Genomic DNA, 23,828 nt, shown 5'->3' on the forward strand with positions numbered 1-23,828 from the left:
CTCCCGCGAAGTATGCGAATGGGGCGGTATTCCGGCTCTGGGCGACCTACTTGCCCACCTTCCCAGGAGTTGTCCCAGTGGTGATTCCCGAACTTGATCGTCCGGGCGGGCTTTCGTTCCCATTACGGCTGCGGGGCAGCGGGAGTCTTGCACTCCTCTTCCACGCGTCCATTCGTTTGATTATGTGGAGCTTTATAGCAATCGTGCGCCCTGGCTGTCAAGGGGTGATACGCAGATCACCCCTTGCAGCCGCCACTGCAGCTGCACGCCAGTCCGCGTGCTTTGTCAAAAGCTTCCCGCCCTTCGCGCCAGGACAGCCAGGCAATCAGCAGTGCACCGATAGCATCGAGACTGCCGATACCGGTCAGTTCGTAGCCGAGGCTGGAAAGGAGGAGAGCGAGCGAGAGAGACAAACAGGCCTTTGAGCAAGCCGCATCAGCCAGGATTGCCGGCGAAGACAATGCCCGGCCGACCTTGGTCTTCTGCGCAATCAGGTACCACATGAACGAGATCGAGCCGAGGGAGATGACGATCCCCCAGATGGTCGTCTCCGGCTGGTGCTGGGTATAAAGATTAATTCCGGCCGAGGCGATCAGGCCGACAGTGAGGAGATAGAAGGCTCCGCCGGTGATGCGCAGCGCCCGCTGTTCGAAGGCATCCAGGGTCTTGCCGTCGTTGGCGCGGATGCGGCGCAGCATGTGCCAGACGCCGACCGCGGAGATGACCTCGATAAAGGAGTCGACGCCGAAACCAAAGAGGGCCAGGGTTTCATCGGCGGCACCGAGCCAGATCGAGAGCAGTCCCTCGCCGATATTGTAAATGATGGTGAAGACGGCCAGCCAGCTAGCGCGGGCATACAGGGCGGCAAGTTGCCTGGTCGGTTCGATTTGCTGCTGCATCTGGTCTTTTTCCCTCCCGGGGAGAGCTATTTCGCGCGCAGGTCCTGGATAACCCGGTAAGCCAGCAGCACAAACGGCCAGGCGTGCCAGAACAGGTCAAAGATATCGATCGGTTTTTTTAGTGTCCCTGCCAGTAGCATCGCGATCTTCTCAACGATATGCGGCTGAGGAACAAAAGGTGCAAAGCCAAGGAGCAATACTAACGGAATGAGGATTTGATACTCAAGCAGACTTTTCATGCTCTCCCTTTATTCTCTGGTCGCAAACCAGCGGCGCTGGAACCAGAAGGCGACATGGACCAGACCGATCATCACCGGCACTTCCACCAGCGGCCCGATCACCGCCGCAAAAGCAGCGCCGGAATTGAGGCCGAATACGGCAATTGCCACGGCAATCGCCAGTTCAAAGTTGTTACTGGCGGCGGTGAACGCCAGGGTGGTGGTCTTGCTGTAGTCGGCCCCCAGCTTTTTCCCCATCCAGAAGGAGACCAGAAACATGACGACAAAGTAGATGGCGAGCGGGATGGCGATGCGCACGACGTCAAAGGGTAACTGGACGATCAGATTGCCCTTGAGGCTGAACATGACGACGATGGTGAAGAGGAGGGCGAGCAAAGTCAGCGGGCTGATTCTCGGGACGAACTCGCGGTGATAACGCTCTTTGCCCATGACCTTCACGCCGATAAAGCGGGTCAGGGCGCCGGCCAGACAGGGGATGCCGAGGTAAATAAAGGTGCTCTCGGCAATCTGGCCGATACTGATATTGACTTCCATCCCTTGCAGTCCCACCATTGGGGGCAGGACGGTGATGAAGAACCAGGCATAAATGCTGTAAAAAAAGACCTGAAAGAGGCTGTTAAAGGCGACCAGTCCAGCGGCGTATTCGGTATTCCCCTTGGCCAGATCATTCCAGACAATGACCATGGCGATGCAGCGCGCCAGACCGATCATGATCAGTCCGATCAGGTAATCCGGCTTGTCCGGCAGCAGCAGCGCCGCCAGCGCAAACATCAGAACCGGGCCGATCACCCAGTTCTGCACCAGTGAGATGGCGAGGATCTTCTTGTTTTTGAAGACCTGCGGCATATCCTCATACTTCACCTTGGCAAAGGGGGGATACATCATCAGGATCAGGCCGATGGCGATGGGGATATTGGTGGTGCCGACCTGGAAACGGTTGATAAAGGCTTCGGTGCCGGGGAGGAAGTAGCCGAATCCGACGCCGAGGGCCATGGCGGCGAAGATCCAGAAGGTCAGCCAACGGTCGAGAAAAGAGAGTTTATGGGCGATATTTTCGCTTCCGTTCAACGTCTACTTCCCCCCTAAATATTCAACCAGCGTTGCCTTGATGTCGTCCCGCACCCGGCGGAATTGCGCCAGGATCTCCTCCTCATTGCCGCCCGCCCCGGTGGGGTCGTGAAAGCCGATGTGGAGGCGTTCAACGCCGCCGAAGAAGAGGGGACAGCGCTCGTGGGCATCGCCGCAGAGGGTGATGACATAATCGAAGCGCTCGGCGGCGAACTCGTCGAGAGTCTTGGAACGCTGGCCGGAGATGTCGATGCCGAGTTCCTGCAGCACCGTGATGGCGCGGGGATTGACCCTGGTTGCTTCGGTCCCGGCGGAGAAGGCCTTGTAGCGGTCGCCAAGAAAATGGTTGATAAGCCCCTCCGCCATCTGTGAACGGCAGGAGTTATGCGTACAAAGGAAGAGAACGCGCTTTTTCATGGTGATAACCTTTCATGACAATATCGGCCTGGATCAATAACGTGGGGATTGCTTAGGCACAGTTATTCTTTTTACGGTAAGTGATCAAACGTTTCTGATCACTGGCAAAGACAGAAGATTCCGGCAGACTCTTACGCAGAAAAGGCTCCAGCTCTTCCATGAGTTGATTGCTGCGATCAATAGAGTAGTAGATCCAGAGACCTTCGCGGCGGTCGCAGACCATGGCCGATCTTTTCAGATAGGCGAGATGACGGGAGACGGTCGATTGCGGCAGAAGGAGGGCGGCGATAAGGTCGCAGACACAGAGTTCGCCTTCCACATAAAGGAGCATGAGGATACGCAGCCGGGTTTCGTCGGCGAGAGCCTTGAAGTGCTGGACGTGATTTTTCATGGGCCAAACCATATCTGCCTGTGCGGATATTGTCAACCGCAGTTTATATCTGCACTTCCCAGCGAACAGCTGACAGCAGATCTGCTGAACCTGATCTGCTGAACCTTGACTTCGCCCCTCTCCTTCTGTACTTTGCTCCGATGAATTTCTGCCCTCAGTACATTTTTTCTTCTTGTCCGCGTTTCGTACTGCCAGATTTTTCCACTGTCGAGCCCCCCCTTTCGTCTGATTTCGCCCTGAACTTCGCCAGCTAAACTATTCTTCCGGTGTAACCAGATACCGCCCTCTTCGTCGGCATGTCCTTAATTTGGCGTGCCTGTCCCCCCTCATTTTTTGAAGGATACTCATGACATTGCAAACAATTCGTGCCGATTGGTTTTCCAATCTGCGCGGCGACACCCTGGCTGGGATGGTCGTTGCCCTGGCCCTCATCCCCGAAGCCATTGCCTTTTCGATCATCGCCGGGGTGGATCCCAAGGTCGGTCTTTATGCGTCCTTCTGTATTGCCGTGATCACTGCTTTTGCCGGTGGACGACCGGGGATGATCTCCGCCGCGACCGGCGCCATGGCCCTGGTCATGGTGCTTCTGGTCAAGAACTATGGACTGCAATATCTGCTGGCGGCGACGGTCCTCACCGGTCTGTTGCAAATTCTGGCGGGGACGCTCCGCCTCGGGGCGCTGATGCGCTTTGTGTCGCGCTCGGTGGTGACCGGCTTCGTCAATGCCCTAGCGATCCTTATTTTTATCGCCCAACTTCCCGAACTCACCGATGTCGGCTGGCAGGTCTATGCCATGGTCGCGGCCGGACTCGCCTTGATCTACCTCTTCCCTTATATCTCCAAAGCGATCCCTTCGCCGCTGGTCTGCATCGTCGTTTTGACCGCGATCACCATCTCTATGGGGATTGATGTGCGTACGGTCGGAGACATGGGGGCGCTCCCCGACAGTTTGCCGATCTTCCTCCTCCCGGATTTGCCGCTGAACTTGACCACCCTGGCGATCATCTTCCCCTTTTCCGCGACCCTGGCGGTGGTCGGTCTCCTCGAATCGATGATGACCGCGACGATTATCGATGATCTTACCGATACACCGAGCAATAAAAATCGCGAATGCGTCGGTCAGGGCGTCGCCAATATCGCGGCCGGCTTTCTCGGCGGCATGGCCGGGTGTGCGATGATCGGACAATCGGTGATCAACATCAAATCCGGGGGGCGCGGGCGACTGTCGACCCTGCTGGCCGGCCTCTTCCTCCTGCTCATGGTCGTCTTTCTCGGCAATTGGGTGGCGCGCATTCCCATGGCCGCGCTGGTGGCGGTGATGATTATGGTTTCGATCGGCACCTTCAGTTGGGGATCGATTCGCAATCTGCGCACCCATCCCAAGAGTTCGAGTCTGGTCATGATCTCCACCGTCCTGGTCGTCGTCTCGACCCACGACCTCGCCAAGGGGGTACTGGTCGGCGTCCTCCTCAGCGCCCTCTTCTTTGCCCACAAGATCAGTCGTATCTTCTATGTCAGTTCCACTTTGTGGGACGAGGGCTCGACCCGGCATTATGACGTGATCGGCCAGGTCTTCTTCACCTCGTCCGAACAGTTCATCGCCGCCTTCGACTTCAAGGAAGCGTTGGAAAAGGTGCAGATCGATCTGCGCCGAGCGCATTTTTGGGATATTACCGCGATCAGCTCCCTCGACAAGGTGATCCTGAAGTTCCGGCGCGAAGGGGCCGAGGTCGAGATTCTCGGGCTCAACGAAGCGAGCGCCACCATGGTTGACCGTTTTGCCATTCACGATAAACCCGATGCGATCGAGCGTCTGATGGGCCACTAACCGGGAGAGAGCGTATGAAGACAACTGTACTGGCTTGTATCGACGGTTCCACCTATTCTTCGGCTGTCTGTGACTATGCGGCCTGGGCGGCCCTGCGTCTCGACGCCCCCCTGATCTTTTTGCGGGTGATGAACAAAGTGCGTGATGATCGTCTGGCCGATCTCAGCGGCAGCATCGGCTTTGGTGCTCAGGAAGCCCTCCTTGAAGAGATAGCCTCCCTCGACGAGCAGCGCGGCAAACTCGCTCAGGAACAGGGGCGCCAGATGCTCGCCGCCGCCAAAGAGCGCGCCCGCGCCGCTGGTTTTGCCGAGCCCGAAGGACGCCAGCGCCATGGCGAGTTGGTCGACACCCTGATCGAACTCGAAGAGGGGATTCGCCTCCTGGTCCTCGGCAAACGCGGCTCATCGGCGGAGATTGCTACCGAGCACCTCGGGAGTCATCTCGAACGGGTGATTCGCGCCATGCATCGCCCGATTCTGGTGACGACCGCCACCTTCCGCACCCCGCAACGGATCATGCTCGCCTTTGATGGCAGTGCCACCACCCGCAAGGGGGTCGAGATGGTCGCGGCCAGCCCGATGTTTAAGGGGTTGCCCTGTCATCTGGTCATGGTCGGCGCCGACACGGTCGATGCCCGCGGCCATTTGGCCCATGCCCGTCAAACCCTGGAAGAGGCCGGGTTTGAAGCGCTGGCTGTGATCCTTCCCGGCGAGGCGGAACAGGTCTTGACCGCTTACCAGCAAAAGGAGGAGATTGACCTGATGATCATGGGCGCCTACGGCCACTCACGGATCCGCCAACTATTGATCGGCAGCACCACCACGGCGATGATTCGCAATTCTACTGTTCCGCTGTTGCTGCTGCGCTGACGAGACAATTTTCTGGACAGAAAGGCAAAGGGGAAATAATCCGGGCCCGCGGAACTCAGCATCAGAAAAGACATACGCCCCCAGTTACTGTTTCCATTGCTTCTCCCCCTACCTTCTCCATCCGCTCCACACGGGAATTCCGTCGGCGTCGCGGAGATGGAGCAAGGCATCTCCCTTTTTTACCTCCGCCGCGATGATCGCCGGCTTCCCGGCCACTGTCACCCGCGAGTCTTTGACCTCGATGGTATTCCCTTTTTCAATGTGATCATCGAGCCGCTTGTCACGAGATGAGGAAAACGGGTGAGTTATAACCCGTCTTTTTCTTTAGGTTGGGACCCGCTCCTTATTGTAGTGAACAAGGTGATCAAGAGGGTCTGATCGCCCCTTATTCGTGGAACCAATACGCCAGGTTAAACATCAGCAACAGGCCCGTGAGAAAGCAGGAGAAATGCGTCAGCGCGTTTCGCAGTCTTCCTTGTGACTTTATTTCGGGGATCAGATCCGAGGCGGCGATGTAAATGAAGTTTCCTGCGCCAAAGAGTACCAACCCCGCCACCTCATAGCGCTGCGCGGCGAGATAAGCGAGGACGGCACCAAGGGGAAACGTCAATGCCGAGATGAAATTCCAGAGGAGGGCACGGCGATGGGGCCAACCGCCATGGACAAGGACGCCGAAGTCGCCGAGTTCCTGCGGCACTTCGTGAGCCGCTGCTGCAAACCAGGCGATAATCCCCGCCCGGGGATCGATCAAAAATGTGCTGGCGATGGCAAGTCCGCCGAGGAAGTTATGAACGGCATCGCCAATAAGAATCAGGTAGGTGACCGGCTTCCGCCCGGATGGGGTCGCATTGTGACTATGGTGCCAATCAATAAACTGCTCGAGAGCGAGAAAGACGGAGAAACCGCAGACCAGCCAGGCGGCTCCGGTCAGGGGAGAAAGTACTTCCATCCCTTGAGGAATCATGTGAAAGAAGGCACCACCGATAAGCGTCCCGGCGGCGAGCGCGACCAAGGGCAAAAGTAAGCGTTCCAGGGTGGCGGGCTTGATCAGGGTCGTCAAGCCGCCGACCATGGCGATTGCGCTCATCAAAAAACCACCACAAAGTATCCAGCTCAACATGATTGTTTCTCTGCCCGTCATAGTTTGCGACATTCACTTCCCCTGTCCCTGTTCCGCCAGAGCGGCACGGGCTGCTGCGCACAAGCCAAACTGAAAACGGCGTCGGGTTGCTGGTTAAAACCTAGCACCGATATTAGTTGAGTCAAACGCAAACCTGCGGCAAATCAAAAGAGGACTCAGCAAAAAACGCTGAGTCCTCTTTTGAAATCGAGACAACAACAATTCAAATTAAAGATGTTTTTTTTCGAGAAAACGGAAAAGGAAAATGCCGCCAACGACGCAGATGATGATGATCGGCCAGTGGTTGATTCCGAGCAGTTGCGGTATCGTCACTTTGCCAAGGTTACCCCAGGTCAGGACAGTCTCTTTCATCAAGGGAAAAGCCTCTGCAAAAAGAGCCGCGCCACATACCATACCGAGAATCCCCCAGACCGCATCCCAGCGGCCCTCACCGAGAGCGCCGGCTGAGGTGCCGGGACAATAGCCCAGGAGGCCCCAGCCAAGACCGAAGATCAGGCCGCCGATGATGTTGCCGCCGAGAATGGTCGTTTTGATGCTGAGCTTGGCCATCTCCAGGTCGACGAGCAGATAGACGCCGACCATGCCGACCAGAACGCTGCTGAGCATGAATTTAATAATGGTCATGTCCTGTAATCGCAGCGCCCCGAGTTGTTTGTCGTAACGAAGGACCCGTCCTTTTTGCAGCAGAAAGCCAAAGACAATTCCGGTCAGGAGACCGTAGATGAGCATCTTCATGATGATCTCCTCCCGTAAATAAGGTGGGCGACTATCATTCCCCCGATGAAGAAACAGATAAGAGAGATAAGACCACTAACCGCTAGCTGGAGCGAACCGCTCAGCCCATGGCCGCTTGGTCAGCCATCGGCAAGCCGCGCCCCAAACATGGCAATCGTTCCGCCGGAAAAGGCAAATAGGGCTCTCTTGCCGCGGCTGTTACTGCCAAAGCGTTCCTGCCACATATCGGGCAGGGCCTGCCAGCGAAAGCTCCCTGAGGTGAGAGATGCAATCAGGGCGCCGATAAAGATGCCGACTACAAACATCCACTGCCAGTCAATCTTCGGTGCGGTCTTGATGAAGTAGTCAAGCCGGCTCATATGCTCCGGCGCAATCACCTTTTCCACCATCCCCGCCGCACGGACAAAGCTAGTCGACGCACCGAGGAATTTGCCGGCAACCCCCACCGAAATTACAGAAACCAGGCCGGAGAGAGCACCTGCCAGGTAAGGGTTCCAGCCGCCATCGTTTTCATCTTCAGCAGAACGTCTCATCGACTTCTCCTTTTCATTGAAAATTTTTATTAAAATAATAGCAATTTGTCAGCAAATGTAAAGCTGATTACCGCGACCGCTCAGACTGTCTGGCAAGATTTGATGAGCCGCGCTATTTCCTTCCCCACACCGGGTCATCGGCAAATTGCTGCCGTAGCCGTTCTTCCGGGTTCTGCTCGTAGAACTCTTCTCTGGAAAAGGAGAAATGATACAAGGCAACGTACTCCAGAACAATTTGATAGGCGGCATTCACCTGGCGGATCTTCTCTGGCTCGTCGGTGTTACCGGTATCGGGATGGTAGCGTTTCACCAGCTCTTTGTGTCGAGTCTTGATCTCCTTGAGAGTCACCCGCTCCTCCAGTTCAAGCACCCGAAGTGCTTCTTGCAGGTCGGTATAGGTCATGGTTTGATCCCCAGTAACTGCACGACAGCAGCCAGACCAGTATGGCCAAGGCCTTCGCGCACTTCCCGTTCGACTTGAACCGCATGGACAAATTTCAGCCCGACAAGTTCTTGCTGGAGTTCCTCCAATTTCATTAACAGGTCAAGAGATTGGGGGCCACCGGTTCCGTAGGAAAGCTGCTCTTTACTGAACCCTTCAAAAACGAGCATCCCGCCAGGCTTGAGTCCTCGTACAACCGCCTGGTGCAGGGAGGCGCGCAACGTCACGGGGAGATGGCAGAAGCAGGAGATTATACCTTCCCATTCGTCCGCTTCGATCGTAAAGTCGCCCAGATCTGCATGGATCGTGGTGATACTGACGTTGCGCTCTGCTGCCAGTTGTCGCGCCTTTTCAAGGGCGACACTGGAGTTGTCGACTGCCGTGACTTCATATCCCTGTGCTGCCAGATAGACAGCATTGCGGCCTTCCCCTTCCGCCAGCGTCAGCACTTTACCGGCGGGGATCTTTCCTGCGCAGGAGCGGAGAAAGTCATTCGGTTCTTTCCCATAGATATAATCGTCACAGGCGTAACGTTCATCCCAGTTCATGTTGATTTTTCCATTATGGTTGAGAAAATAGCGCGAAGCGCCTTTGCTTAGTTGCCAGCCAGCCTCGTTATAAAGTTTAGCGCAATTCGCTACGCTTTTGTTGCGGGAGGAATTGCCGCTTCTTCTTCCAGTTTGGCCCTATAATGCATGACCGCGGTGCGCAGGGCGCTGGAGGCGAGATTGGAGCAGTGCATCTTGTTGTTCGGCAGACCACCCAGGGCATCGGCAATCGTTGCGGGAGAAATTGCCAGGACTTCGTCCAAGGTTTTACCCATGGTCAGTTCACTGGCGATCGAGGAGGTGGCAATCGCCGCGCCGCAACCGAAGACCTTGTACTTGTAATCGATCACCCGGTCATCCGCGATCTTGAGATAGATGAGCAGACCATCGCCGCAACTGGGATCGCCGGCGCGAACGACGATGTTGGCATCTTCGATCACCCCGATATTGCGGGGATTATTGAAATGATCCCAGACTTTATCCGTGTATTCCATTCCCTGTCTCCAACGGCGCTATTCTGGTGTTACCGGGTATTTGATCAGCAAGGCGTGGCAGTCGACCAGAGCAGTGACAAGTTTATGTCGCCCGCTTGTTACCAGACGTTGAACCGTACCACGGGAAATCTCCATTCGGGTTCCCGCCTCGGCTTGGGTCAGGCCTTCCTTGTCGCAAAGTCGCAGCGCTTCCAGTTCGTCCTGCTGGAGTTCAATGTGTTCAAGATTGTTCAGTGGAATGCCCGCGGGTTTAAAGACCTGGCTTCCCGGCGGACGGTGCGGGCATTCGCAGATGCGGGGTTTACGTGGGCGTGGAGTCATGAATCACCTTGAGCGGAGGGATTGCTGCCGAACCGAAAATTCGATCGGTAAAACGGACGTACCAGGCCGCTGATTGGACCTGAATAATGAAGGCCAGGGCAATAATCAGCGCGGCATCGGAACCGGCCGGCCCGAAGGCGGTCATGGCAATGGCGAGGGCAATGGAAAGATTGCGCATCACCGTCCCGTAGACCAAAGCAATAGCGTCGCCACGTGGGAGGAGCAGGCGGCCGACGACGGTACTGATGAAATAATTACTGGCGTAAAGGAGGATTAACGGGAAGATGAGACGGAGGAGCTGTTGCGGGTCCGCCGCCAATCCTCGGGCCTTGAGGGCCATGGCAATAAAGACAATGCCGAGGACCCCGAGGGTCGAGAGGGGGGGGAAGCGCGGGGTAATTTGAGCAAAACCGTCCCGACCGTAGCGGCGCAGCAACAATTGTTGCGTGACATAGCCAGCGGCCATCGGCAGAAAGACGACGAGGGCGATCTGACGAAAGACTAACCCCAAATCGAGGGGCACCCTGGCACCGAGGAGAAGATTCAGGTAGAGAGGGGTGGCGAGCGAGCCGAGAATCAAGCCGAAGACCGTCATCTTCACCGCTGCCGCCAGATTCCCTTTGGCGAATCCGGTCCAGGAGATGGTCATGCCGCTGGTCGGCACCAGCGCCGCCAGCATCAGACCGAGGAGCAGATAAGGATGATCTCCGAGCAGAACCATTCCCAGGCCAAGGGCGATAAAGGGAATGATAGCGAAGTTGATCAGCAGGGCCAGTCCCTGAGCACGCATATCTCCGGCGGTGAAGATCTCCCGAATCTTCAGGGTCACCATCATCGGGTAGACCATCAGGAATGTGAAAGGGAGGATCAGGCTCTTGAGAAATGCGGGCTCAGTGGCGAGACCGAAGACGAAACCGGCCACCATCATCGCCGGAATTGCCAGGAGCAGATTCTTGTTTAGTTGGCCAAGTAATCTCCACATACGATCGACCTAAACGGCTTCCTGAATCATGGCAACAATTTCATCGAAGCTTTTAATAAGGGATTCGGGGAATTCATCATCATCAATCAACTCCGCGACCATCAGCTGTGAATAACGCAGGAAACGGATAAAGGTCCGGCCGTCACGACTGAAGACCACGACAAATTTCGGCATGAGCACGGCCCGCTCGGGGTTGCGACTGAGGCTGTTGGCCGCTTTCTCCGGTTTACAGATCTGGATCATGTGCAGATCGAAATCCGCCGCCATCGTGAACCCGTGTTGCCCAAAGGTGCGAGCCATATCCATCTTCGATTCATTATGGATAAAGAAGCCGCGTCGACTGGCCGTCGTAGCCAGGCTTGCAATAAAATCATCAAGGGATTTACTACTTTCTGCCCGAAAGATCTCCGCCTGCATGGTTTGCTCTCCTTGTTAATGGGCGCAGCCGCAGCTATGGCCGTTGCCGTGACCGCCGCAGACCTGTTCCGGTTGCATCAGCAGCAGGTGGTTACTCTCCAGCAGGTCTAAATTCTTACCGATGCTCCCCCCCTGGCTCTGGTAGACCTTCAATCCGGCGCTGAGCAGTCCCATGAGGGCCCCGTTACCGATGCCGCCGACCACAATCGCATCGACATCCTGGCCACCTAGCGCTCGCAGCGGGTTACAGGCGCCATGCGCATGTTCTTGATCACGATTGATGACGTCGCAGATTGTACGAGTGGTGGTGTCAACAATCACAAAGCCGGGGGCAGAGCCGAAATGACCGTAAACTTGACTCTCGAGATTGTTGCTACCGGAAACGGGGACGGGAAAACAGATTTTCATGGTGTATTCTCCTTTCAGAAGTATTGTGCATATACACAATACTTCTGAAATATTCAGGAGTCAATATATAAATTTATTTTTAGAATTATTGGTGCAACACCCCTGAAGTTTTCAGATGTCCTTGATTTTTCTGGCGACCGGCGGGAGCAGTGCGCTTTCTGTATTTTTTGATTTTAGGTTTTGTATATATTGACGTCAATATATATTCGTGAAAATAAAATTTTCCTGGTAAGTGTTGAAATTGCGCGGACGTGGGCTGTTCCGGGGGGGCTAAGGAAGATTTCTAGCGGGAGTAGCTGCGGGTGAGGGCGAGAAATTCGGTATAACTCTCGACCGCGACGATTTTATGGCAGATCTCGGTGTTACGAAAGACCTTGGCGATGTCGGCGAGAATTTCCAGTTGCATGCCGTCATCGTGCGTGGGAGTGATGATGAGGAGAATGACGTGCGCCGGGCGCCCGTCGGGGGAGTCGAAATCGATCCCGGCCGCGGAGAGGCCGACGGCGATGATGGTTTCGGTGACGCCGCGCATGCGGGCGTGCGGGACGGCAATACCGTTACCGATGCCGGTCGGCATAAGTTGTTCGCGGAGCATGGCGCCGTCGCTGATTTCGCCCGCCTCCAGGCCGCAAGCGGTGGCTGCGACGGCCGCGAGTTCCGCGACGGCTTCCGCCCGGGAGCGGGCTTGGAGACGGTTGATAAAGGTCCGGCCATTGGTGAATTTCGTGAAGCGATTTTGCCTCTTCAGGCGGAGTACACGTTGCAGGATCGGTCCGCTCATCAACGAGGTCACCAGGGCCATGACAACCAGGGCGACAAAGAGGCGTTCGTTGATCAGGCCGTATTGCAGGGCAAGGAGGCCGAGGATGATCTCCATGGCGCCACGGGCATTCATCCCGAAACCCATGGCCCAGGCTTCGCGCCGCGCCATGCCGCTCATCCGCCCGGCAAGACCGCAGCCGATGACCTTGCCGAGGGTGGCGATGATCAGGACGGTGATGACGAGGAGCAGATCGAACTCTTTGACGAAGTTGACCCTGAGGCCGATGCCGGCAAAGAAGAGCGGAGCAAAGATAAAGGAGACAAACTGTTCGATGGTGGCGCGGGTGCGTTCGCGCAGATGACGGGAGTCGCCGAGGGCGATGCCGGCAATAAAGGCGCCGAAGATGGCATGAATGCCGATCCATTCAGTAAAAGCGGCGCAGAAGAGGGCGAGGGAGAGGGAGAAACCGAGGATGCCGCCGGGCCAGCTCGAATGCGCCTGGATCCACGGCAGGGAGCGGTTGATCAGCCAGCGACCGACCGTCAGCATGCCGCCGGCAAAGGCCAAGGTGAGAAAGATCGTCGTGCCGATGCTGAACTGGTTGGTCTTGCCGATCATGCCGAGGATGACAGCGAAGATGATCCAGCCGACGAGATCGTTGAAGACCGCCGCGGCAACAACGAGCATGCCAAGATCGCTGCGGTAAAGGTTGAGATCCATCAGCGTCTTGATGATCACCGGCAGCGCTGAAATTGACAGGGCGGTGCCGATGAAGAGGGCAAAGACCAGGGTGTTTTCTCCCCCCGTCTGTCCGCCGATGAATTGCGGAAAGAACCAGGCCGCTGCAAAGCCAACGCCGAAGGGGCCGATGATGCCGGCGAGGCTGACGGCAATAGCGGTCTTTCCCTGTCGCCAGAGGGTTGAAAGGTCGACCTCCATGCCGGCGACGAGGAGAAAGAGGGTGATGGCGAGGGTCATCATCCCGTCGAGGACGAGAGCGCCGCCTCCCTGGGTGGGGAAAAGATAGCTGGAGAAGTGCGGCGCCAGGGTGCCGACGATCGTCGGACCCCAAAAGACCCCGGCGAGGATCTCGCCGAGGACCATCGGTTGATTGAAGCGTTTGGCTATTTCAGCAAAGAGGCGGGCCGTGGCAAGCAGGAGACCCAGGGCAAGGAAGAGGACTGTGACTTCATGCGAAGAGAGAGACGCCATGGCAAGAGCATTTTCTTGAGAGGTCACATCCGGGGTTAAAGCCGAAAATCAGGTCTTCGGCTTTTCACTGCTACGCTCTTTGGCTTTCTTTGCTTCGTCGGAGGCGGGATAGACCTCGATCAGTTTTTTTCGCAGGGCGGCGGCTTTTTTCCCTTCTCCCATGGATTCAAAGGCGAGGGACTGTTTGTACAGGGCGGCGCTGGATTTGGGGTGGGTCGGAAATTTTTCGATGACATCCTGAAACTGCACAATGGCATTTTCAAAGTTCTTTTCCGAATAGTACCCCTCGCCGATCCAGTAGTAGGCGTTGGGGAGGAGTTCGCTTTGCGGCCGGGCCTTGATGAATTCTCCAAGGATCTCGCGTCCTCTGTTCACATCCCCTTTGTTGAGGATGAGATCCCGCCCCTGCTCGTAAAGGATTTCCGGTGTTACCGTCGGCTCCGCGGCCTTGGCGGCCCGAAGCTCAAGGAGATCGCTTTCTACTTTTAGAAGACGACCGTCGAGATTACCCAGGCGCAACGCGGCATCTTTTTGCGCGAAGAGCAGAGCGTCCTGCTCTTCGCGCCGTCGGGCCGAGGTGTCATCGATCAGGCCGCGCACGGTTTGGAGTTCGACCCGCAGGGCGTCCTGGCTGGCCTGTAAATCGGCCTGTCGTCTGGCCATTCCTTCAATTTGGCGTTCAACGGTTTCGCGACTCTGCCCCTGGTTTGAGATGCCCTGCTCCAGAGTGTAGATGCGACCCCGCAGGGAGAGAAGATCCTGATCGACACGCAGTTCGCGCTCCATCGGCATGCAGCCGCCAGTCAGCAGCGCCAGAGCGCCGAGAGTCGTTATGATGGTCTGGTTCTTTATCGTCATTCTGTGATCCTGCAGTTAGGGGAGGAGGATAAATTCGACGCGGCGGTTTTTCATCCAGGCACTTTCACCGGATCCGGTATCCAGGGGCTGCTCTTCGCCATAAGAGACCGTCTCCATCCGTCCCGCATCAATTCCGAGTTCGAGGAGATAAGCCCGGACGGATTCCGCCCGCCGTTCGCCGAGAGCGATATTGTATTGATCCGAACCGCGCTCATCGCAATGGCCGGCCAGCCGGAACCTCAGATTGCCTGCCTTTTTGAGGATGGCGGCATTGGCAGCGATGATGTTTCTTGCTTCATCACTGAGCAGATGCTGATCATAGGAAAATGGGACCACCTGTAAACCGGCAAGGACCGGTGTCTCCAGCGACGACAACGGTTCAGTCCTCATCGTTGTTTGCGGCGCCGCGAAGATCGTTTCTTCACGGATCTGGCCTTGATCGCCGCGGAGCGAATCGTCCATTGTCGTGGTCGAGGTTTGTTGTTGCAGGGCGGGGTCGGTCGTCGGGCTTTTTGCGGATTTCATCGCGCAGCCGAAGGTCATGGTCAGGGTAAGAATCATCAATAACGCCAGGAGGAAACGGGACATGGCAGGTTCCTTTCTTCTTCTGTTGAGGTGAATGAGGAGTGAAGCCGTCGGACTATAGCAAATATAACAGAAAAAAAACACCTTACCAGCGCGGGCTCCAGACCGGGTGGGTTGCCTCCAGGCCGGGGGAGGAGATGCGGCGCGGGTCCGCACCGTCGGCGCGCATTGCCCAGATCCCTTTGCCGCCGCTGTCGGAGGTATAGACGAGAAAGCGCCCGTCCGGGCTCCAGCGCGGGTGTTCCTTGTTGCCGCCCGCCGTTGTCAGGCGGCGCTCGTTACTTCCGTCGGGGCGGATGCTGTAAAGTTCGAAGCGCCCTTCTTCCAGACGGGCAAAGGCGATCTGTTCGCCATCCGGGCTCCAGGTGGGGGAAGTATCGTATTTGCCATTATAGGCCAGGCGCCGGGTCGCGCCGCTGCTCAAGTCGAGGATGAAGAGCTGCGGCGTGCCGAGGCGATCGGAGGTGAAGACGATCTGCTTGCCGTCCGGGGACCAGGAGGGATCGATGTCGATGGCCCAGTTGTTAGTCAAGCGTTTGATCACACTGCCGTCGCTGCCTAAAAGATAAAGTTCCGCATTCCCTTCAAAGGAGAGGGAGGCGACGAAGGATTTGCCGTCGGGGCTGAAACGAGCGCCGATATTGACCCCTTTGCGGCCGGAGATCTTCACTTCGCTGCCGCTATAGATCTCCTTGCGGTAAAGTTCCGGGCGACCGTTGCGATAGGTGGTGAAAACAACCTCGCGACTGGTGGCAGCGATGTCGGGGTTGAGGACCAGCGAGTGATGGGCGGTGAGAGGGAGGAGATTGCGCCCATCGGTCTCCATCATGTACAGCTCTTTCACTTTTCCCTTCTTGCCGACAAAGAGGATGCGTCCGGCAAAGGCGCCTTCTTCCCCGCCCAGGACTTTGAGGATCTGGTCGGCAAAGGCGTGTGCCATCTGCCGTTCATCGCCGGGGCGGCCGCGATAACGGCGGCCATCCAAAAGGCTCCCGGAGGGGACATCATAAAGGCGGGCATCAAAGACCAGTTCATTGCCGCTGACGCTGTAGGAACTTTTGACCAAAGCATCGACCGCGAGGATGCGCCACTGCGCGAAATCGACGTCGCTACTCGACAGCCCCGGTCTGGCGGCGTCACTCAAAAAAGAGCGGGGGTCGGCGAGGGTGAAGATGCCGCTCATGAGTAAATCGTTGTGCAGGGTTTCGCCAAAGGCGCTGCCGATGGGTGTTGTTACTCCTCCTGTCTGGGGGAGGGAGGGAGCGATGGCGAGAGGGATCGTCTGCTGACCCGGCCCGCTGATGACGATGGCCGCGGTTGCGGGGGTCAGGGTGGTGCCCCAGAGGAGCAGGGCGAGGAAGAGAAGTCCACATTTTTGTTTCATATGTTATTGCCCTTGTAGTTCTTCGAGGTTAAAGATAATCGTTTCTTTGTACGGTTTGCGCAGTGCCATGGGGAGCGGTTCCAGAGAGAGGAGCGCTCTTTCCAACGAATCGTTAAAACGGGAATCTGATGAATGACGGATAAAGCGTAGGGGTTTGCTCAGTTTTCCCGTCCTGTCAAACTCGACCTCCACTTCAGCGCTCAGGTCTTTCCTTTTGCGGTCCGGCCAGCTCCATTTCTTCCGGACGGCACTTTGCAGCCATTCGCCGATGGCGCTCCCGGCTTCGTCGCCGGTTCCGCTGGCACTCCCGACGGCGGCCGCTGCTGGCTGGGCCGATGTGGTCTTCTGCTTCATGGCGGCAATGGCGGCCTGCGCATCCTTCAGCTCGTCTTGCTCCGCCTTGCGTTGTTTCATTTTAGCAATGTCCGCGGCAATATCGTCATCCTTGCTCACCGCTGGTTTTTTGACCTCTTTCTCTTTGACGACAACTGGCTCCTTCGCTACTTTGGTCTGAGGGACAACCGGTTGCGGCGGTGTTGCCGCCGGTGGCGTCACAGCGACCGGTTCGGCAATCTTCCTGACCGCGCCGGCACTGCCGCGTTGCGGGTTGGCCACCGGCGGCGCCATGACCAGATCGACGTAGAGCGTCGGCGGGCGGCGCTTGCTGGTGGTGGGGGTGTACAGGAAGAGAGCCGCAACGATGATGTGGCTGAGCAGAGAGAAGCCGACTATCGCGAGGAAGAAGTTGTTTTCACGATCACTCCGGCGGACGCCGGTCGGGCGGAAGGAGGCGTTGCGGCGGCTATAGCGGCCGGTTGTCACTTCGCAGTCTCCTCCTGCTGTAATACCATCCCGACCTTCTCAATGCCGGCCGCGCGAATCGCCGCCATGGTTTTGGCGACGTGTTCGTAGGGAACCTTACCGTCGGCGGCGAGGAGAACCTGCCGCTCTTTGTTCCCCGCCGTCGCCTGGATCAGGACCGCGCCGAGTTTGTCGACCGAGGCGACCCGCGTCTTGCCGATGCTGATCTCACCGGCGGCACCGATCGTGACGGTCAGAGGTTCATCCTTGACACTCATGGCCGGCGCGTCCTTGACCTGCGGCAGATTGACATCGAGACCCTTGTCCATCATCGGCGCTGTCACCATAAAGATGACCAGCAGCACGAGCATGACGTCAACAAAAGGGGTGACGTTGATCTGCGAAAGGGCGGTGCGCCGCTGGCGTCCTCCCGATTGTGAACTCTCCATTATTCATCTCCGCGCTTGGCGCGCTGTACGATATTGAGGAATTCCTGGCTGAAATTATCCATCTCGCCGCAGAGGAGGTTGACCTTGTTGATAAAATGATTGTAGCCGATGACCGCCGGAATGGCCGCGACCAGGCCGATGGCGGTCGCGACGAGCGCTTCCGAGATCCCCGGGGCCACGCTCGCCAGGGAGGCATTGCCGGTGAGGCCGATTACGTGGAAGGCCCCCATAATTCCCCAGACAGTGCCGAACAGGCCGATGAAGGGGGCAGAGGAGCCGGTGGTGGCCAGGAAGTTCAGATACTTTTCAAGGCGATGCGTCTCCTGGGTGGTGGCCCGGCGCAGGGCGCGCCCGACATTGTCACCGAGCCAGGCGGCAGCTTCCGCCCCTTCGTTCTGGTGTTTGCGCACCTTCATCATCTCCTGATAACCCTCGCGATACAAGGTTGCCAGGGGGGAGCGGGGAAAAGCGTCGAGGTTTTTGGCGATGGCGTCGAAGCTCTTCAGCTTCCAGAAATCATCGAGAAAAGCGGCAGATTGCTTCATCGCCTGGCGAATCATCACCCCTTTGTAAAAGATGATGGCCCACGACACCACCGAAAAATAGAGCAAAACCAGCAGGACCAGTTGAACCACTAGGCCGGCATTTGAAATTAATTCCACGTTTGTCACCTCCGAAGATTTGAATGTGCGGATTATCCCCAGAAAGGGATTGCAAGTCAACGTCACATCGCGCAATTCGTTGCTGTGGCTTGTCGCAAAATGCCTTCCTGTGTTAGCTTCCGGAAAAATTAATCACGATAGGAAGATGACCATGAGTCAAGGATTAGGCCTCCTTTCCGGAGGGTTGGATAGTAGTCTCGCTGCCGCATTACTCCTGCGTCAGGGGATTGAAGTGACCGGTATTTCTTTTGTCACCCCTTTTTTCGGCGCCGCCAAGGCGCAAAAAGCCGCTGCCGCCCTCGGAATCCCGTTGATTGTCAAGGAGATCAGCGAAGAACACCTGCAGATGGTCAAAAATCCCCGTTACGGCTACGGCAGTAACATGAACCCTTGTATCGATTGCCACGCCATGATGTTCCGTCTCGCCGGCGAGATCATGGAGCAGCAAGGTTTTGACTTTATCTTCTCCGGGGAAGTCCTTGGGCAACGGCCGATGAGTCAGAACCGCAGCGCCCTGCTAGCGGTTTCCAAACATTCTGGCTATGCGCAGAAAATTCTCCGTCCCCTCTCGGCCCAGGTCCTGCCGATCACAGCCATGGAAGAATCCGGACTGGTCGATCGCGCCCGTCTCCTTGATATTCAGGGGCGTACCCGCCGCCGCCAGAAAGAGTACGCGGCCGCCTGGGGGATCAAGGATTATCCGGCGTCCGGCGGCGGCTGCCTCCTCACTGAGGAGCGTTTCAGCGACAAGCTCCGCGATCTCTTTGCCCACCATCCTGATGCCGATGTCCGCAGTGTTGAGCTACTGAAGATCGGCCGGCAATTTCGTCTCTCCCCGCGCGCCAAGCTCCTCGTCGGCCGCAATGAGGCGGATAACGAGCAGCTTTTTGCCCTGGCCGGCGTGGACGATTATCTGCTGAAAGTGCCGGATGTTGCCGGCCCCTGCGGCCTTCTGGTCGGCAGTCCTGATGCCGCCGACCAGGATCTCGCCTGTGCCATTGTCGCCTCTTATGGAAAATTACAGGATGAGGCAATAGTCGAAGTTCGGGTAAGGCGCGGCGACGAGGAGCAGCTTCGTTCTGTGGCGCCGGCAACGCGCACCCAGACCGCCGACCTGATTATTTAGAACGACAAAATTCCACCACCCCTAACCCCTTCTTGAATAAGGAGGGGGACTTGTGCTTGCTCCCCTCCTTATTCAAGGAGGGGTCGGGGGTGGTGCTTTTGATTGTATTCCAAGCGTGACAAAAATTATTTTTCGTGCATAATCGCCGGGTGTCGGGAAATTTCTTCCCGATCTTTTAATGCAGGAAAACAAGGAGGGGGCATGCTGTCACGTCTATTCATCGGGTTTATTCTACTCGTCATCATCACCTCACCCGCCGGAAGTTTCGCGGCGTCCGATTGTCCCCTTCTCGATAGCGCCGCCGCCACGGCCCAGCTCGAAATCCTCAGCGCCGAAGTCCTTTATCACAATCGCCTTTATTATCAGGAACTCCGTCCCGTCCTCAGTGACGCCGAGTATGACCGCCTTTATGCCCGGTTGGTGCGGCTGGAGGCCTGCTTTCCCTTGCTGGTCGCTGCCGATTCCCCGACGCGACGGGTGGGGGCGGAGGGGGTCGATCCGAAATTGACGATCGCCCATGCGCAGCCGATGCTCAGTCTGACTTCCAGCGCCGATGAATCGGCGGTCGCGGCGCTGTTGCAGCGGGTGAAAAAGGTCAAGGCGGGGAAGGTTCTTTATCTGGTTCAGCCGAAGTTTGACGGCCTGCCGGTGGAGCTCCTTTATCTGCAGGGAAAGCTGGTGGCGGCGGCGACGCGCGGCGATGGCCTGCGTGGCGAAGATGTCACCGCCCAGGCGCAGAAGCTCGGTGCTCTTCCGCAAAAGCTGCGCGGCAACTATCCACCCCGATTGCTGCTGCGCGGTGAAATTTACGCCCGCAAAGAACGCCAAGAGACCGCGCCGCAGACAGCGGCGCTGGCAGCGTATGCGACGTTGCGTCACCAGGCGGTCGCCACTTTACGCAGTCAGGACGCCGCCCCGGAAGCTTTGGCCGCACTCGCTTTCTTCCCCTTCGCGCAGCTCACCATAGCGGATTCCGTCCTCTCCGATCGCGACAGTCTCCGCGCTCTCCAGGAGTGGGGCTTCGCCGATCCTCTGCTGCAAACCTGGAGTGCGGCCTCCCTTGCGGAGATCCGCGAACTCTTTGCCACCGCTCTGGCGCAGCGGAGTCAGTGGCCCTTTGCCGCCGATGGGATCGTCGTCAAGGTCGATGATTTGACTCTGCGCCGCACCCTCGGTGACGGCAGCCGGGCGCCGAACTGGGCGGCAGCCTGGAAATTTCCCTCCGCCACCGTCCAGACGACTGTCACCGAAATCGTTTGGCAGACCGGTCGCACCGGCCGTCGCACGCCGGTGGCAACTCTGGCGCCGCGCGCGCTTGCGGGCATTCAGATCGAGCACGTTACACTCCATAATGCCGACGAGCTGGAGCGGCTCGACCTCATCGCCGGCGATGAAGTCCTCGTCGCCCTCAGTGGTGATGTGATCCCGCAGATTGTGGCCGTGACCAAACGGATTCCCCGGCGTGCCCTCCTTGCGAAGGCGTCGTCGGTTGTCGTCCTGCCGCATGCTTGCTACAGCGCCAGTGCCGACTGTTCGGCGCAATTTCTTAGTCGGGCGCTCCATTTCACCTCTCCCGCCGGGTTGAATATCGCCGGACTCGGGCGTGGTCGCCTGCAAGCGCTGATCTCAGCCGGACTGGTGCCGGATCTCCCCTCTCTTCTTACTCTCAAGGGGGAGGAGATTGCCGCCGTCGATGGCCTTGGTGCAAAAACAGCGGACAGGATCGCCACGGCACTGCAAAACGCCCGGCATCCGCAACCGTGGCGACTGCTGGCGGCGCTCGGGGTTGAGAGTGTCGGGCCGAAAACGCTGGCACGGCTGCAAAAACATTATGCCACCCTCGGTGTGATGACGACCGCCACCGCCCCGGAACTCGCCAGCGTCATCGGTGACCGGTCCGGCGCCGCGCTTTCCAGTTTTTTTGCCAGCCCGGCGGCGAGGCCGCAGCTGGCCGCTTTCTATCGACTCGGGCTGCTCGGGGAGGATGAGGTGCTCAAGGATTGGGTGGAGCAACGCGTTGACGCGGATTGAGCCGGGTGAAGTTTTTAGGCGGGACCAAGCAAGTTCCGGGGGTTGCGCCCCCGACGACGCCCTACTTCTTTTCCTTGCCGGAAAGAAGTAGGCAAGAAAAGGCACCCCATCACCTGGCCCGCTGCGCGGGTTCCCTGCGCCCGGCAGACGTTTGGCGGGCGGACAAAAACTCGCTGCGCTCAGACATTTGTCCTCCTTTATCGCCAAACGTCCACCGTGCTCCGGCTACGGCGAAAGGGGGGAACACCAAGCTCGAAATCACAAAGATCATGGTAGGGGCGGCCCTTGTGGCCGCCCGCTTTGATCGTAAGCTCCCCTCCTTGCTTAAGGAAGGGGGGATGGGGGTGGTCGGTTTAAAAGAGTGGAGAAGCCGAGGCAGGGGGATGGTTAACGCCTTGACTTGCTTTGGGTAATCGGATTTAATGTTGACCCGTCAATATAAGGCCCGATGGGGGCGGCGGGCAGCATCGGATTCCTTCAAACCGCCGCTTCGGATTCTTGCCGAAGCGGCGGTTTTTTTGCACAATTGGACGTCCCGCTTGTGCCGAAAAAGCATCTATAGATACCTTCGAATAAAAGCGGTGTCATTATGAAAAGCATATATCGGGTCGCTGGCTGCGTAAATAACGATTCGACCACAAAAAATTTGAGAATCTGAAAAATCAGGACACAAGCTGCCCTTGGGAGGAAATATGAATGGCGTAGTTGAGAAGGTCTATCAGCATAGAAATGATTTTATAATTATCGGGTTAACTGGAAAAATTGCGAGTGGGTGTACGACAGCAGCTGATTTCTTAACAAAAAAAGTTGATGAGATTGTTTTGCCTGAGATAAATATTGGAGAAGAATCAAATGATAATCAGAGAAAAAAATATATTATTTCAAGATATTACAAAAGCAACTGGTCGCAATTTATAAAAATATGCGTACGAGATGTTATTACGACTTTCGTGTTAGATAATGGGTTTGATAAATTGGTAGCGTATGTTAATAGCGCAGTATCTGATGAACTACAAATAGATTTTTTAAAGTCTGAGTACGAACAAAAAATTAAACAAAACAAACATTTTATGACAATTCTAACAAAACGTTCTGAAAAAAAGGAAATTGTAAAAGAAGATGCAGAATATGTTTATGATTATCTAATAAACAAACTGCCATCGTTTACGACAGCAATAAAGAAGGGACTTTCTGCAGAAAGCTATAGAGAATTTTCAAAGGCGTTTCAACTTTTTGGCGACAATATAAGAAAATCTGGATGTGCAATTACTGAAACTTTTGACTCAAAAAATATATATTGTTTGGCAGAACGAATAAATCTAATCATAAAAATATTAAAGATTTATAACAATGAAAATACAAATAGACATTATTTTGTCATTGATGCCTTTAGGAACCCTTTTGAATCAATGTTTTTTAAAGAGAGATATTCAGCATTTTATTTAATGGCAATAAAATCGCCTGAAGACGACAGGCACGATAGATTGTTTAAAGAGTTAAATCTAAACAAGACACAGATAGAAGAGCAAGACAAAAAAGAAAATCCTGACGGATCTCCACTAGAAAGTCGAGATATTTTTGTTTCACAAAATATCAGCGCATGCATAGAGAAAGCAGATATACACATTAATAATATTGGTAAACATGGATCTGACAGCTTCAATGAACTAAAAGGCAGACTTGTTACCTATGTATCATTAATACAGCATCCTGGACTAATTACTCCAGAGCGTGATGAAAAACTGATGCAAATTGCTTATACAGCAAAGCTTAATTCGGGATGCATCTCTAGGCAAGTCGGTGCAGTTGTTACAAATAAGCATGGAGCAATTGTTTCAATTGGATGGAATGATGTACCAGAAGGACAAACACAATGCTTGCTTAGAAATTTGGATCATTTACAGTCTGGGACTGATCCAAATTCTTACAGTGACTATGAAAAAATGGATAGTCAGTTTAAAGATAAGGTTCGGATAAAAATTTCTTTAATTGGAGGAAGGGAAAAGCTTAAAGGTAGGGGGCTAGCTTTTTGCTTCAAAGGTTTTCACAATGAAATCAAAAAAGATAAAAACCAAGTTCATACCAGGGCATTACACGCTGAAGAAAATGCATTTTTGCAGATTGTAAGGGCCTGTAAAGGATTTTGTGTAAATGGGTTTGTCGGTTAATAAGTCGGCATCCTGTCGCCGAAGATGATCGTAAACTGATTGAGTGCCGATTTCCAG

At 55.9% G+C, this 23,828-nt stretch carries 27 protein-coding genes, 2 pseudogenes and 1 riboswitch; of the genes and pseudogenes, 6 read left to right on the plus strand and 23 right to left on the minus strand.

Annotated features, from left to right (window positions below; translation table 11 throughout):
- Positions 1 to 4: 4 nt before the first annotated feature.
- A riboswitch (cobalamin riboswitch) is annotated at positions 5 to 210 on the minus strand.
- A 26-nt stretch (positions 211 to 236) separates the two neighbouring features.
- The 5 genes from CVU69_06500 to CVU69_06520 are packed head-to-tail and all read right to left on the minus strand — an operon-like array spanning position 237 to position 3,014.
- Positions 237 to 899 (minus strand): hypothetical protein, encoded by a 663-nt coding sequence (locus CVU69_06500; GenBank protein PKN12679.1) that lies wholly within the window; start codon positions 897 to 899, stop codon positions 237 to 239.
- A gap of 26 nt (positions 900 to 925) precedes the next feature.
- Positions 926 to 1,138, minus strand: coding sequence for a hypothetical protein (locus tag CVU69_06505; GenBank protein ID PKN12680.1), 213 nt, complete (start codon positions 1,136 to 1,138; stop codon positions 926 to 928).
- A 9-nt stretch (positions 1,139 to 1,147) separates the two neighbouring features.
- Entirely contained in the window at positions 1,148 to 2,206 is a 1,059-nt protein-coding gene (gene arsB / locus CVU69_06510; protein PKN12681.1) for an arsenical-resistance protein, read from the minus strand.
- Positions 2,207 to 2,209: 3 nt separating this feature from the next.
- Positions 2,210 to 2,623, minus strand: a complete 414-nt coding sequence (locus CVU69_06515) for an arsenate reductase (GenBank protein ID PKN12682.1) — start codon at positions 2,621 to 2,623, stop codon at positions 2,210 to 2,212.
- A gap of 52 nt (positions 2,624 to 2,675) precedes the next feature.
- Positions 2,676 to 3,014, minus strand: coding sequence for an ArsR family transcriptional regulator (locus tag CVU69_06520; GenBank protein ID PKN12683.1), 339 nt, complete (start codon positions 3,012 to 3,014; stop codon positions 2,676 to 2,678).
- A gap of 346 nt (positions 3,015 to 3,360) precedes the next feature.
- Between CVU69_06520 and CVU69_06525 the strand changes: the two genes are divergently transcribed.
- The gene (locus CVU69_06525) at positions 3,361 to 4,842 is read left to right on the plus strand and encodes a sodium-independent anion transporter (GenBank protein ID PKN12684.1); all 1,482 of its coding nucleotides are present in this window, start codon (positions 3,361 to 3,363) and stop codon (positions 4,840 to 4,842) included.
- 14 nt (positions 4,843 to 4,856) lie between these two features.
- A complete protein-coding gene (locus CVU69_06530) occupies positions 4,857 to 5,711 on the plus strand; it encodes a universal stress protein UspA (protein PKN12685.1) in 855 nt (284 codons plus the stop codon).
- A gap of 108 nt (positions 5,712 to 5,819) precedes the next feature.
- On the opposite strand, the pseudogene CVU69_06535 reads toward CVU69_06530, so the two are convergent.
- The 18 genes and pseudogenes from CVU69_06535 to tolQ form a co-directional block, all read right to left on the minus strand.
- Positions 5,820 to 5,990: pseudogene (locus CVU69_06535) on the minus strand (DNA-binding protein).
- A 106-nt stretch (positions 5,991 to 6,096) separates the two neighbouring features.
- Complete coding sequence (locus tag CVU69_06540) at positions 6,097 to 6,831, minus strand: zinc transporter (GenBank protein ID PKN12686.1); 735 nt, start codon at positions 6,829 to 6,831, stop codon at positions 6,097 to 6,099.
- A gap of 228 nt (positions 6,832 to 7,059) precedes the next feature.
- Entirely contained in the window at positions 7,060 to 7,587 is a 528-nt protein-coding gene (locus CVU69_06545; GenBank protein ID PKN12687.1) for a YeeE/YedE family protein, read from the minus strand.
- A pseudogene (locus tag CVU69_06550) lies at positions 7,584 to 8,120 on the minus strand (YeeE/YedE family protein). The gene CVU69_06545 and the pseudogene CVU69_06550 overlap by 4 nt, the downstream one beginning before the upstream one ends.
- Before the next feature lie 112 nt (positions 8,121 to 8,232).
- The gene (locus CVU69_06555) at positions 8,233 to 8,523 is read right to left on the minus strand and encodes a molecular chaperone DnaJ (protein PKN12688.1); all 291 of its coding nucleotides are present in this window, start codon (positions 8,521 to 8,523) and stop codon (positions 8,233 to 8,235) included.
- Positions 8,520 to 9,110, minus strand: coding sequence for an SAM-dependent methyltransferase (locus tag CVU69_06560; protein ID PKN12689.1), 591 nt, complete (start codon positions 9,108 to 9,110; stop codon positions 8,520 to 8,522). Before CVU69_06560 ends, CVU69_06555 begins: the two co-directional genes overlap by 4 nt.
- Before the next feature lie 89 nt (positions 9,111 to 9,199).
- On the minus strand, positions 9,200 to 9,604 hold the full coding sequence (locus CVU69_06565; protein PKN12690.1) for an iron-sulfur cluster assembly scaffold protein: 405 nt from the start codon (positions 9,602 to 9,604) through the stop codon (positions 9,200 to 9,202).
- A gap of 18 nt (positions 9,605 to 9,622) precedes the next feature.
- Positions 9,623 to 9,925: a hypothetical protein gene (locus tag CVU69_06570; GenBank protein PKN12691.1), complete on the minus strand. Its 303-nt coding sequence runs from the start codon at positions 9,923 to 9,925 to the stop codon at positions 9,623 to 9,625.
- Complete coding sequence (locus CVU69_06575) at positions 9,906 to 10,907, minus strand: arsenite transporter (protein ID PKN12692.1); 1,002 nt, start codon at positions 10,905 to 10,907, stop codon at positions 9,906 to 9,908. The genes CVU69_06570 and CVU69_06575 overlap by 20 nt, the downstream gene beginning before the upstream one ends.
- A gap of 9 nt (positions 10,908 to 10,916) precedes the next feature.
- Positions 10,917 to 11,324, minus strand: a complete 408-nt coding sequence (locus CVU69_06580) for a DUF302 domain-containing protein (protein PKN12693.1) — start codon at positions 11,322 to 11,324, stop codon at positions 10,917 to 10,919.
- 15 nt (positions 11,325 to 11,339) lie between these two features.
- A complete protein-coding gene (locus CVU69_06585; protein PKN12694.1) occupies positions 11,340 to 11,732 on the minus strand; it encodes a diguanylate cyclase in 393 nt (130 codons plus the stop codon).
- A gap of 283 nt (positions 11,733 to 12,015) precedes the next feature.
- The gene (locus CVU69_06590; protein ID PKN12695.1) at positions 12,016 to 13,707 is read right to left on the minus strand and encodes a cation/H(+) antiporter; all 1,692 of its coding nucleotides are present in this window, start codon (positions 13,705 to 13,707) and stop codon (positions 12,016 to 12,018) included.
- Positions 13,708 to 13,755: 48 nt separating this feature from the next.
- Positions 13,756 to 14,565: a tol-pal system protein YbgF gene (ygbF, locus tag CVU69_06595; protein ID PKN12696.1), complete on the minus strand. Its 810-nt coding sequence runs from the start codon at positions 14,563 to 14,565 to the stop codon at positions 13,756 to 13,758.
- A gap of 15 nt (positions 14,566 to 14,580) precedes the next feature.
- Complete coding sequence (locus CVU69_06600) at positions 14,581 to 15,153, minus strand: peptidoglycan-associated lipoprotein (GenBank protein ID PKN12697.1); 573 nt, start codon at positions 15,151 to 15,153, stop codon at positions 14,581 to 14,583.
- Positions 15,154 to 15,235: 82 nt separating this feature from the next.
- Entirely contained in the window at positions 15,236 to 16,534 is a 1,299-nt protein-coding gene (gene tolB, locus CVU69_06605) for a Tol-Pal system beta propeller repeat protein TolB (GenBank protein PKN12698.1), read from the minus strand.
- Positions 16,535 to 16,537: 3 nt separating this feature from the next.
- A complete protein-coding gene (locus CVU69_06610) occupies positions 16,538 to 17,356 on the minus strand; it encodes a hypothetical protein (GenBank protein ID PKN12699.1) in 819 nt (272 codons plus the stop codon).
- On the minus strand, positions 17,353 to 17,784 hold the full coding sequence (gene tolR / locus CVU69_06615) for a protein TolR (GenBank protein PKN12700.1): 432 nt from the start codon (positions 17,782 to 17,784) through the stop codon (positions 17,353 to 17,355). The genes CVU69_06610 and tolR overlap by 4 nt, the downstream gene beginning before the upstream one ends.
- Positions 17,784 to 18,446 carry a protein TolQ gene (gene tolQ / locus CVU69_06620; GenBank protein ID PKN12709.1) on the minus strand — a complete coding sequence of 221 codons (663 nt, stop codon included), beginning with the start codon at positions 18,444 to 18,446 and terminating at the stop codon, positions 17,784 to 17,786. The genes tolR and tolQ overlap by 1 nt, the downstream gene beginning before the upstream one ends.
- 151 nt (positions 18,447 to 18,597) lie before the next feature.
- Between tolQ and CVU69_06625 the strand changes: the two genes are divergently transcribed.
- The 4 genes from CVU69_06625 to CVU69_06640 all read left to right on the plus strand — a co-directional run bounded on the left by CVU69_06625 (position 18,598) and on the right by CVU69_06640 (position 23,771).
- Positions 18,598 to 19,572 (plus strand): thiamine biosynthesis protein, encoded by a 975-nt coding sequence (locus CVU69_06625; GenBank protein ID PKN12701.1) that lies wholly within the window; start codon positions 18,598 to 18,600, stop codon positions 19,570 to 19,572.
- 201 nt (positions 19,573 to 19,773) lie between these two features.
- Positions 19,774 to 21,603, plus strand: a complete 1,830-nt coding sequence (locus tag CVU69_06630) for an NAD-dependent DNA ligase LigA (GenBank protein PKN12702.1) — start codon at positions 19,774 to 19,776, stop codon at positions 21,601 to 21,603.
- Positions 21,600 to 22,016 carry a hypothetical protein gene (locus CVU69_06635; protein PKN12703.1) on the plus strand — a complete coding sequence of 139 codons (417 nt, stop codon included), beginning with the start codon at positions 21,600 to 21,602 and terminating at the stop codon, positions 22,014 to 22,016. The genes CVU69_06630 and CVU69_06635 overlap by 4 nt, the downstream gene beginning before the upstream one ends.
- 279 nt (positions 22,017 to 22,295) lie before the next feature.
- Positions 22,296 to 23,771 carry a deoxycytidylate deaminase gene (locus CVU69_06640; protein PKN12704.1) on the plus strand — a complete coding sequence of 492 codons (1,476 nt, stop codon included), beginning with the start codon at positions 22,296 to 22,298 and terminating at the stop codon, positions 23,769 to 23,771.
- Positions 23,772 to 23,828 lie beyond the last annotated feature (57 nt).

It is taken from the genome of Deltaproteobacteria bacterium HGW-Deltaproteobacteria-4, assembly GCA_002841765.1.
Classification (GTDB): Bacteria; Desulfobacterota; Desulfuromonadia; order Desulfuromonadales; family UBA2197; genus UBA2197.

Excerpts from the sequence above, each read along its gene's own strand:
- CVU69_06500 (PKN12679.1), bottom strand. The coding sequence starts at position 899 with ATGCAGCAGCAAATCGAACCGACCAGGCAACTTGCCGCCCTGTATGCC.
- CVU69_06505 (PKN12680.1), bottom strand. The coding sequence starts at position 1,138 with ATGAAAAGTCTGCTTGAGTATCAAATCCTCATTCCGTTAGTATTGCTC.
- CVU69_06515 (PKN12682.1), bottom strand. The coding sequence starts at position 2,623 with ATGAAAAAGCGCGTTCTCTTCCTTTGTACGCATAACTCCTGCCGTTCA.
- CVU69_06520 (PKN12683.1), bottom strand. The coding sequence starts at position 3,014 with ATGAAAAATCACGTCCAGCACTTCAAGGCTCTCGCCGACGAAACCCGG.
- CVU69_06525 (PKN12684.1), top strand. The coding sequence starts at position 3,361 with ATGACATTGCAAACAATTCGTGCCGATTGGTTTTCCAATCTGCGCGGC.
- CVU69_06530 (PKN12685.1), top strand. The coding sequence starts at position 4,857 with ATGAAGACAACTGTACTGGCTTGTATCGACGGTTCCACCTATTCTTCG.
- CVU69_06540 (PKN12686.1), bottom strand. The coding sequence starts at position 6,831 with ATGTTGAGCTGGATACTTTGTGGTGGTTTTTTGATGAGCGCAATCGCC.
- CVU69_06545 (PKN12687.1), bottom strand. The coding sequence starts at position 7,587 with ATGAAGATGCTCATCTACGGTCTCCTGACCGGAATTGTCTTTGGCTTT.
- CVU69_06555 (PKN12688.1), bottom strand. The coding sequence starts at position 8,523 with ATGACCTATACCGACCTGCAAGAAGCACTTCGGGTGCTTGAACTGGAG.
- CVU69_06560 (PKN12689.1), bottom strand. The coding sequence starts at position 9,110 with ATGAACTGGGATGAACGTTACGCCTGTGACGATTATATCTATGGGAAA.
- CVU69_06565 (PKN12690.1), bottom strand. The coding sequence starts at position 9,604 with ATGGAATACACGGATAAAGTCTGGGATCATTTCAATAATCCCCGCAAT.
- CVU69_06570 (PKN12691.1), bottom strand. The coding sequence starts at position 9,925 with ATGACTCCACGCCCACGTAAACCCCGCATCTGCGAATGCCCGCACCGT.
- CVU69_06575 (PKN12692.1), bottom strand. The coding sequence starts at position 10,907 with ATGTGGAGATTACTTGGCCAACTAAACAAGAATCTGCTCCTGGCAATT.
- CVU69_06580 (PKN12693.1), bottom strand. The coding sequence starts at position 11,324 with ATGCAGGCGGAGATCTTTCGGGCAGAAAGTAGTAAATCCCTTGATGAT.
- CVU69_06585 (PKN12694.1), bottom strand. The coding sequence starts at position 11,732 with ATGAAAATCTGTTTTCCCGTCCCCGTTTCCGGTAGCAACAATCTCGAG.
- CVU69_06590 (PKN12695.1), bottom strand. The coding sequence starts at position 13,707 with ATGGCGTCTCTCTCTTCGCATGAAGTCACAGTCCTCTTCCTTGCCCTG.
- ygbF (PKN12696.1), bottom strand. The coding sequence starts at position 14,565 with ATGACGATAAAGAACCAGACCATCATAACGACTCTCGGCGCTCTGGCG.
- CVU69_06600 (PKN12697.1), bottom strand. The coding sequence starts at position 15,153 with ATGTCCCGTTTCCTCCTGGCGTTATTGATGATTCTTACCCTGACCATG.
- tolB (PKN12698.1), bottom strand. The coding sequence starts at position 16,534 with ATGAAACAAAAATGTGGACTTCTCTTCCTCGCCCTGCTCCTCTGGGGC.
- tolR (PKN12700.1), bottom strand. The coding sequence starts at position 17,784 with ATGGAGAGTTCACAATCGGGAGGACGCCAGCGGCGCACCGCCCTTTCG.
- CVU69_06625 (PKN12701.1), top strand. The coding sequence starts at position 18,598 with ATGAGTCAAGGATTAGGCCTCCTTTCCGGAGGGTTGGATAGTAGTCTC.
- CVU69_06630 (PKN12702.1), top strand. The coding sequence starts at position 19,774 with ATGCTGTCACGTCTATTCATCGGGTTTATTCTACTCGTCATCATCACC.
- CVU69_06640 (PKN12704.1), top strand. The coding sequence starts at position 22,296 with ATGAATGGCGTAGTTGAGAAGGTCTATCAGCATAGAAATGATTTTATA.